The sequence below is a fragment of the Sodalinema sp. genome (genome assembly GCF_046483825.1).
Taxonomy (GTDB): Bacteria; Cyanobacteriota; Cyanobacteriia; order Cyanobacteriales; family Geitlerinemataceae; genus Sodalinema.
The window spans coordinates 20,730-27,958 of sequence record NZ_JAWOCL010000002.1 but is presented as its reverse complement, the minus strand read 5'-3'; the positions used below and the strand labels follow the sequence as shown (position 1 = coordinate 27,958).

General features: G+C 54.0%; 7 protein-coding genes. 1 reads left to right on the top strand and 6 read right to left on the bottom strand.

Going from position 1 to position 7,229, the window contains the following annotated elements:
* Positions 1-93 precede the first annotated feature (93 nt).
* A complete protein-coding gene (locus R6U67_RS00225; RefSeq protein ID WP_410250674.1) occupies positions 94-957 on the top strand; it encodes an alpha/beta fold hydrolase in 864 nt (287 codons plus the stop codon).
* Between the two features lie 213 nt (positions 958-1,170).
* On the opposite strand, the gene R6U67_RS00220 is transcribed toward R6U67_RS00225, so the two are convergent.
* The 6 genes from R6U67_RS00220 to R6U67_RS00195 all read right to left on the bottom strand — a co-directional run bounded on the left by R6U67_RS00220 (position 1,171) and on the right by R6U67_RS00195 (position 7,224).
* Positions 1,171-2,106: a glycosyltransferase family 2 protein gene (locus tag R6U67_RS00220; protein WP_410250673.1), complete on the bottom strand. Its 936-nt coding sequence runs from the start codon at positions 2,104-2,106 to the stop codon at positions 1,171-1,173.
* 73 nt (positions 2,107-2,179) lie between these two features.
* On the bottom strand, positions 2,180-3,139 hold the full coding sequence (locus R6U67_RS00215; RefSeq protein WP_410250672.1) for a glycosyltransferase: 960 nt from the start codon (positions 3,137-3,139) through the stop codon (positions 2,180-2,182).
* A gap of 571 nt (positions 3,140-3,710) precedes the next feature.
* Positions 3,711-4,406: a 3-oxoacyl-ACP reductase FabG gene (gene fabG / locus R6U67_RS00210; RefSeq protein WP_410250671.1), complete on the bottom strand. Its 696-nt coding sequence runs from the start codon at positions 4,404-4,406 to the stop codon at positions 3,711-3,713.
* A 60-nt stretch (positions 4,407-4,466) separates the two neighbouring features.
* Complete coding sequence (locus R6U67_RS00205) at positions 4,467-5,189, bottom strand: SIMPL domain-containing protein (RefSeq protein WP_410250670.1); 723 nt, start codon at positions 5,187-5,189, stop codon at positions 4,467-4,469.
* Positions 5,190-5,273: 84 nt separating this feature from the next.
* Positions 5,274-6,272: a methionyl-tRNA formyltransferase gene (gene fmt / locus R6U67_RS00200; protein WP_410250669.1), complete on the bottom strand. Its 999-nt coding sequence runs from the start codon at positions 6,270-6,272 to the stop codon at positions 5,274-5,276.
* Positions 6,273-6,312: 40 nt separating this feature from the next.
* The gene (locus R6U67_RS00195; RefSeq protein WP_410250668.1) at positions 6,313-7,224 is read right to left on the bottom strand and encodes an OmpA family protein; all 912 of its coding nucleotides are present in this window, start codon (positions 7,222-7,224) and stop codon (positions 6,313-6,315) included.
* Between the last annotated feature and the right edge of the window lie 5 nt (positions 7,225-7,229).

Sequence of the window (7,229 nt, the reverse complement as noted above, 5' to 3'; positions counted from 1 at the left end):
AGGCAAGAGGCAAGAGGCAAGGGGGGAGGGGGGGAATGGGAGACTAAATATGATAGGTTGAGATGTGTTAGATGTCGAGGTCAGTGGCTGGAGATGGCGTACTTAAACCTGCGGGGTGTTGACCATTACTATGAATGGATTACGGGGGAGTCTGGGGGAGACGAGAAGCCAGTCATGGTGTTTCTGCATGGCTGGGGGGGGTCGGGACGCTATTGGCGGAGTACGGCCCGGGCGTTGAGCGATCGCTTCGATTGTTTACTGTACGATATGAGGGGCTTCGGGCGATCGCGGCTGCCGGATAAAAGCCAACTTGAGGCGGCCCTGGATTATGAACTCGAAACCTACGCTGATGACTTGGCGGCGTTGCTGGATGCCTTGGTGGGCGATCGCCAGTCCTCCCAAGTTTATCTCAACGCTCACTCCATGGGAGCCTCCATCGCGACCCTATTTATCAACCGTTATCCTGAACGAGTCAAGCGGGCCATCCTCACCTGTAGCGGCATTTTCGACTACGACGAACGCAGTTTTACCGCTTTCCACAAGATTAGTCGTTGGGTGGTGCAATTTCGCCCCCAGTGGCTGGCTTCCGTTCCCTGGGTTGATCGTTTGTTTATGGCTCGCTTTCTGAACAAGACCATACCAAGTTACGAAAGTCAAGCCTTTCTCGCAGATTTCTTGATGGCGGATTTCGAGGCGGCGTTGGGTACGGTGTTGACGTCGGTTAGCAAGCAAGCGGCAGAAACCATGCCGAGTGAGTTCGCCAAAATCAGGGTTCCCACGCTCTTGGTGGCGGGGGAACGAGATATTATTATTCCGGCTGCGATGGGCCGTAAAGCCGTGGAACAGAACAAAAAGGGGATGGTTCAGTATCTCGAAATCGCCGAGACGGCCCATTTCCCAATGTTAGAAGATGCCTCAACCTATCTCGGGGGAATCGCACCCTTTCTAGCGGTTTAAGGCAATAGGTAAGAAATAGGCAAGAGGCAAGAGGCAGTAGGCAGTAGGCAGTAGGCAGTAGGCAAGAGATAGCGGTGGTGATGATAGTTCCCAGTTCGGGGAATCCCCGTTCCCTTGTTCCGCCCTTTTGCCTCTTGCCTCTTGCCATCCCCTCCTGGGAGGGGTTAGGGGTGGGTTATGCCTTTTGCCTTTTGCCTTTTGCCTTTTTCTTCCCTAACCCACCGATTGCGGGGTTTTCTCTGAGGTGGGTTCTTTTGTATTTTGATTGAGTTGTCCGCCGAACTTTTGTAGTTCGTAGAGTTTCACACCAATTTGATATTCATACTGACTCAACAAACGACCATAAATATAGCCGGCGTGACCATCTAAAAAGCCCAATTGCAAGATATAAAAGAGGATAAAGCGCAACAATGGTTTGAAGGGAAGACGTACCCAAATTTTCTTAAGAAAACGCTTGCGTTGTACGGAATCTCCGAATAAGTTAGCGCCAATGGTTCCGTCTTCAGCTTGACCCGAAAGGAGGTTATAATAGACCCGAGCTTCCCAGTTAGAATAACGATTGTGACGAGCGAGCCAGTGATAAATATCTCGGAAGTCGATATGTAACATATCTTCTTTGAGATAACCGGCTTGGCTGGGAAGAACCACGTGTTCGTGAACTTCGTTGTCGCCGGTGTTGGGAACAGCCTCGGTACTTAGGTTTTCATAGCGACCGAGTTTGTGCTTGAACAGGCGTAAATTCCAATCGGGGTATTTACCGCCGTGACGAATCCATTTGCCTAAGAAAAAGACGCGGCGGTTGAGATAGTAGCCGTCTTTTTCATTTTGTTCGATGACTTGGGCAATTTCATCCCAAAGTTCTGGGGTGATGCGTTCGTCGCAATCGACAATTAACACCCAGTCATGGCTGAAGGGTAAGTTATCTAAGGACCAATTTTTCTTTTTGGGCCAACGTCCATTAAAGTGAAATTGAACGACGTTCGCGCCGTACTGTTCGGAGATTTCACAGGAGCGATCGCTACTTTGGGAGTCTACCACAAAGACTTCGGCGGCCCGGGAGACACTTTCGAGACAGGCGGGGAGATTAGATTCCTCATTTTTTGCGGGAATGAGGACAGATACGGGAATTTTATGATCAGTCGAAGACATACAAGCTAACCTACACAGTTTAAGGGAACGGGGATTGAGTAGAGAGGAGGGGAATTGATGCACTCAACGAGACTTAAGGGGATGTTTCCGGGCGATCGCCTGGGAGGTCTTTGGGCGGAAAGAGCATCCCCTCAATGGCAGACCCTAGATAGCCAATCTGACCGTAAGCATACACCAAATTCTCGAAGCGTTGTGCAGGATCGCGCACAAATTTAAGGGATTTATAAAGTCCTCGGGCGATTCGTTCTCCTCCTCGTAACAATTGTTTAGACCCGGCATTTCCGGCAAGTTGTTCCCGATAACACTCACTCACCCCTTGCCACCAGCCTCGTTGCAGAAACCAACTGCGGTTCACTCGTTCTGGGGCCACATTATGGGCGACTAAGGCGTTGGGAAGATAGGCGACTTGCCAACCGAGATTTAAGGCCTTTTCGGTCATGTAGAGTTCTTCATTGGAGAGTAGTTTTTTACCCACTCGTCCCAGATTGGGGTCAAAACCGCCAATCTGATTGAGGAAGTCTCGGCGAATACAGTAGTTTAAGCCTCGGGGGGTGAGTCCTGGGTTTTCAATCAACCGCAGCTCGTCTCCTAAATCATAACGCCCCAGACAGCCGGACATCTCATCGGAGAGCCAGGGCGGTTGAGACATACCCTCGGCCCAGATGAGGGTGACTTTGCCACCGGCGATCGCCAATTTATCATTCTCCTCGAAGGCGCGACAAAGGCAACTTAGCCAGGTGGGGGTGGCCACGGCATCGTCATCGAGATAGGCAATCAGCGGCGCTTCGGTGGCGTTGGCTCCGGTGTTGCGGGCAACGGATAGCCCTAGGGTGGGTTCCCAGATATACCGGAGACGAGGATGAGGCGATCGCGCGTCAATGACGGCCTTGGTGTTGTCTGTCGAACCGTTGTCAACGACGATGACGTCATAGTTCTGGCACTCTGACTGGTTCAGGAGACTGTCAATCGCGGCCCCGAGATAGGTATCTCGGTTGTGAGTACAGATAATTGCAGAGATGTTTAGATCGGACATGAAATCCTCAAAGGCCAGTGACTCGGGGAACGGCCGATAGGCTTGCCGTTCTCGTCTGTTATAGCAGATGAGGGCAAGAGGCAAAAAGAAGGGAATAGGGAACAGGGAACGGGGAACAGGGAACAGGGAACAGGGAACAGGGAACAGGAGGGAACGGGGAACAGGGAACAGGGAACAGGGAACAGGGAACAGGAGGGAACGGGGAACAGGGGATAGGAGAGAACGGGGACAAAAAAAATTCCTCCCGCATCACCAGGAGGAATTAAGAGGAACTGTCGCATCGAGTGAGGAAATTGCATCGAGGGCCTTATGCGGACTCAGGGCATCGCACCCAGATCAAATCTTTACGTTTAGCAGAATCGAGGAACTGAAGTTCCGCACTTAACTTAACCCGATGACTTGAGTATGACAGCGATCGCCCGACAGACGCAGTGATACGCATCCTGAGTCTCCGTGATACTGCCGTAGATTTGAGGTGACGCACTGCGGGTTCTCTTGGTGATGCAATTGCGGGCTTGACGGTGATCTGACTCACAGTTTCCACTTAAGTAGTTTTTCTGAGTCGTTTTCCCTAGATATCTCCGTACACGGGAACGGCGGCGCCACGTACATCTCGGGCGGCCTCGGAGGCGAGGAAACAAATCACGTCAGCCAGGGAACTCGGTTTGACCCAAGTGTCGGCGTTGTCATCTCCCATTGCGGCCCGGTTGCTGGGAGTATCGATGACGCTGGGAAGGACGCAGTTGGCGGTAATGCCGGTGTTTTGGGTTTCGGCGGCGATGGACTTGGTGAGGGCGACGACGGCGGCTTTGGCGGCACAATAGGCCGCTAATTGCGCTCCCGGTTCGACGGCTCCCCGTGAGCCTACGGTGACGATACGGCCGTAGCCCTGTTGCCGCATTTGAGCCAAACTGTATTTACAGGCTAAGAAGGTGGTGTTGAGGTTGAGATCGAGGTCTTTGCGCCAATCGCTATAGTCGTACTCATGAGTTGCTCCCATAGAGAAGCCGCCGACGAGGTGAATCAAGACATCAACTCGCCCCATATCCTCAATCAGTTGGCGGACGGCACTTTCATCGAGTAAGTCAAGGAGGACAAACTGGATTTTTGAGAAGTCCTCCGGGGACATCTGTTGTTTGAGGCGATCGACTTCGGCGGTGTTGCGGTAGGGAATGGTGATGCTGGCCCCCTGGGCGACAATTTTGGGGGTGACGCCCATCCCTAGGCCTCCGGTTCCTCCGGTGAGTAAGACAGTTTGACCCTTCACAAGCAAATTTCTCCTGTACTGAGGTTGAGTTCTAGTCTGTTCACTTCTAGTCTACGGAGATTAGTAGCTCACTTCTAGGGTGACGGAGGCGGTGATTTGTTGTTCTCCGCCCTCGATGGGGGTTGAGGCGTCGGCGGCCAGGGCTTCGGTCCGTTGGTACCTCACTGGGGGGGAACCGTACTGGCTACCACTGATGTTGATGCTGACGACCTCCCGCCGTTGCAGGTTGAGGCTGGCGAGAACGACATCGGCTTGAGAGCGAGCGTCTAGGGTGGCTTCTTGGAGGGCGCGATCGCGGGCCTGGGCGATGGCCGTGTCACTGGCGACAAAGCTGACTCCGTTAATGCGCGTTGCACCCCGTGAGACGGCGGTATCGAGGAGTTCTCCGGCGGCGTCGGTGGAAATTTGGAAACTGACGGTGTTGGAGGCGCGATAGCCGCTAATCACCTGTTGGTTGTCACGACGGGTATAGATGGGGTTGAGACGAACGCCGGTGGTTTGGAGTTTGTCCACATTGCGCGATCGCAGCAGTTCAACCACGGCCGAGGATTGACGAGCGGCTTGTTGTTGCGCCGCTTCAGCGGTCTCCGCATCGACTTCAACGCCTAAACTCACCTGAGCGATGGTGGCGGGGATAAAGACCGATCCTTGTCCTTGAACGGTGAGGGTTCGCAGGGATTGTTCTTGGGCCATAACGGGGGGTTGGCCGATAAGGGTGATGGTTCCAGAGGCGAGCATGAGGGCGGCTAGGGGGGTGAGTAAGCCTTGAGATAGACGATTCATGAACATTCTCCGTAATAGGAATCAATGGCCTTGATTTTGACCTAAGATGCCCTTCCCCAGCCGTGAGACTGTGACAGAAGCTGATCAGCCTAGATGCTCGCCAATTTCTAGGCGGGTTCCATTGGCAAAGTCCCAGCCGGACTGGGTTTTCTTGCCTGCTAGTTGTACTTCATCGAGTAACAGGAGTCCAGATCCTGTTTGCAGCACTGGCCCCAAATTCTTGATAATCTGTACCACCTCTCCCGGTTCTCCTGAATCCGGGTTGAGGCGATCGCCCCAGGACTGTAATTGTCTCACCAACTCCTCAGGAAGTTGCTTATAATACTGCTCAGCGACGGGAACCGTGGCCTTAACTTTCAGGGACTGCTCTCGAAACTGGGTGACGGCATTGGGATAGAAGCCACGCACCTGATTATGGAGGGCGATCGCCGGCCGCGTCCAATCGAGTTGATAGTCAGATTTCTCAATCAGTCGTGCATAGGTCGCCGCCTCGTCATCTTGGGGGGTGGCTTGCAGGGTTCGGGCCTCTAATCCTTGCAAGGTCTCCACCAGTAGAGAACCACAGTCTTGAGCTAAACGCGCGGCGACATCCCAGGCGTTATCCAGTAGGTGAATATCCAGAGAGGACTTCAGTAACATCGCCCCCGTATCCATCCCGGCATCCATCTGCATGGTGGTCATCCCGGTTTGGGGTTCTCCGTGGTACAGACACCATTGAATCGGGGCGGCCCCCCGATATTTCGGTAACAGGGAACCATGGCCGTTAATACAGCCGAGTCGGGGCATTTCTAAAATCTCTTGGGAGAGAATTTGTCCATATGCCACAACAACAAATACATCTGCTTGACTGTTTCGCAATTTGTCAAGGGTTTCGACATCTTTCTTAATCTTTTGCGGTTGCCAAATGGGAATCCCGGCTTCTACGGCAACGGTTTTGACGGGGGAGGGAATTAAGGTTTTGCCCCGGCCTCGGCGTTTGTCGGGCTGGGTGACGACGGCTGACACCTCAAACTCGGGATGCTCGATGAGGGTTTTGAGGCTGGGGACGGCGAATTGGGGGGTTCCTAGGAAGATGAGGTTCATGAGAAGGGAACAGGGAACAGGGAATAGGGAATAGGGGGGATTAGGGTCTGACTCGGATTTCGATGCGGCGGTTGCGTTGGCGGTTGGCGGGACTGTTGTTGCTGGCGGCGAAGCGACTGGACCCATAGCCGATACTGACCCAGCGTAGAGGGGTGTCGGTGTTGCTGGCGAGATATTGTTCGACTTGTTGGGCTTGCTCAAAGGTTTTCTCTAAACTGGCATCGTTGTCGTCGGTTGCGTCGAGGTAGCCGCCGATGTAAACTGTTGCGCCTTCGAGGGTTTGTAGTTCGTCGAGGAGGCGATCGAGGATGCTGGCTCGGGTGGGATCGAGGACTTCGCCACTGTCGGAGAAGAGAATATCACTGGGAAGGGTCAGTCGTAGGGGCATTCCGGGGCTGATTCGGGGAGGGGCGATCGCCTCGGGAGGGTCAACGATCGCCTGAAGTTCGTTTAACTGAGTGGAAATCAGGGTCACTTGGGACTGAATATCGGTCTTTTGGGCTTCGAAGGTGTTTTCCTCCTCTGTGGCGTCTTCTGTTGCGGGAGCCTCTTCGGGTGTCAGAGCCGCGAGTTGTCGATTCAGTTGCGTCACCTGCTCTTGTAACTCAACAATCGTGTCCTGGAGTTGGTCGCGATCGAGGTCGGCGGGGGGAGCGTCGGGGTTCGGTGATGACGGTGGCGGGTTGGTGATTTGGCGAATTTGCACTCGCCAGCGTTCGCTGAGGGGTTTTTCGGGGTTGGCTTGTGGGGACCTTTGCGCCCAAACGACGCCGCCAATCACCCCTAGGCTGAGACTCACACCTAGGGTCAACAGGCGAACGATAAAGATGGCGATCGCCCCGAGCCAAGATCCTGACGATGACGGGGGAGCCGATGGGGCTGATCGCCCGGCACGACGGCGATCGCGGCGGGAGCGAGCGGTGTTGGGATCTGGGGGAGGAGATTGGCTCATAGGGG

Bases quoted from the DNA above. Each gene is read 5' to 3' on its own strand.
- R6U67_RS00225 (WP_410250674.1), top strand. From the start codon at position 94: ATGGCGTACTTAAACCTGCGGGGTGTTGACCATTACTATGAATGGATT.
- R6U67_RS00220 (WP_410250673.1), bottom strand. From the start codon at position 2,106: ATGTCTTCGACTGATCATAAAATTCCCGTATCTGTCCTCATTCCCGCA.
- R6U67_RS00215 (WP_410250672.1), bottom strand. From the start codon at position 3,139: ATGTCCGATCTAAACATCTCTGCAATTATCTGTACTCACAACCGAGAT.
- R6U67_RS00205 (WP_410250670.1), bottom strand. From the start codon at position 5,189: ATGAATCGTCTATCTCAAGGCTTACTCACCCCCCTAGCCGCCCTCATG.
- fmt (WP_410250669.1), bottom strand. From the start codon at position 6,272: ATGAACCTCATCTTCCTAGGAACCCCCCAATTCGCCGTCCCCAGCCTC.
- R6U67_RS00195 (WP_410250668.1), bottom strand. From the start codon at position 7,224: ATGAGCCAATCTCCTCCCCCAGATCCCAACACCGCTCGCTCCCGCCGC.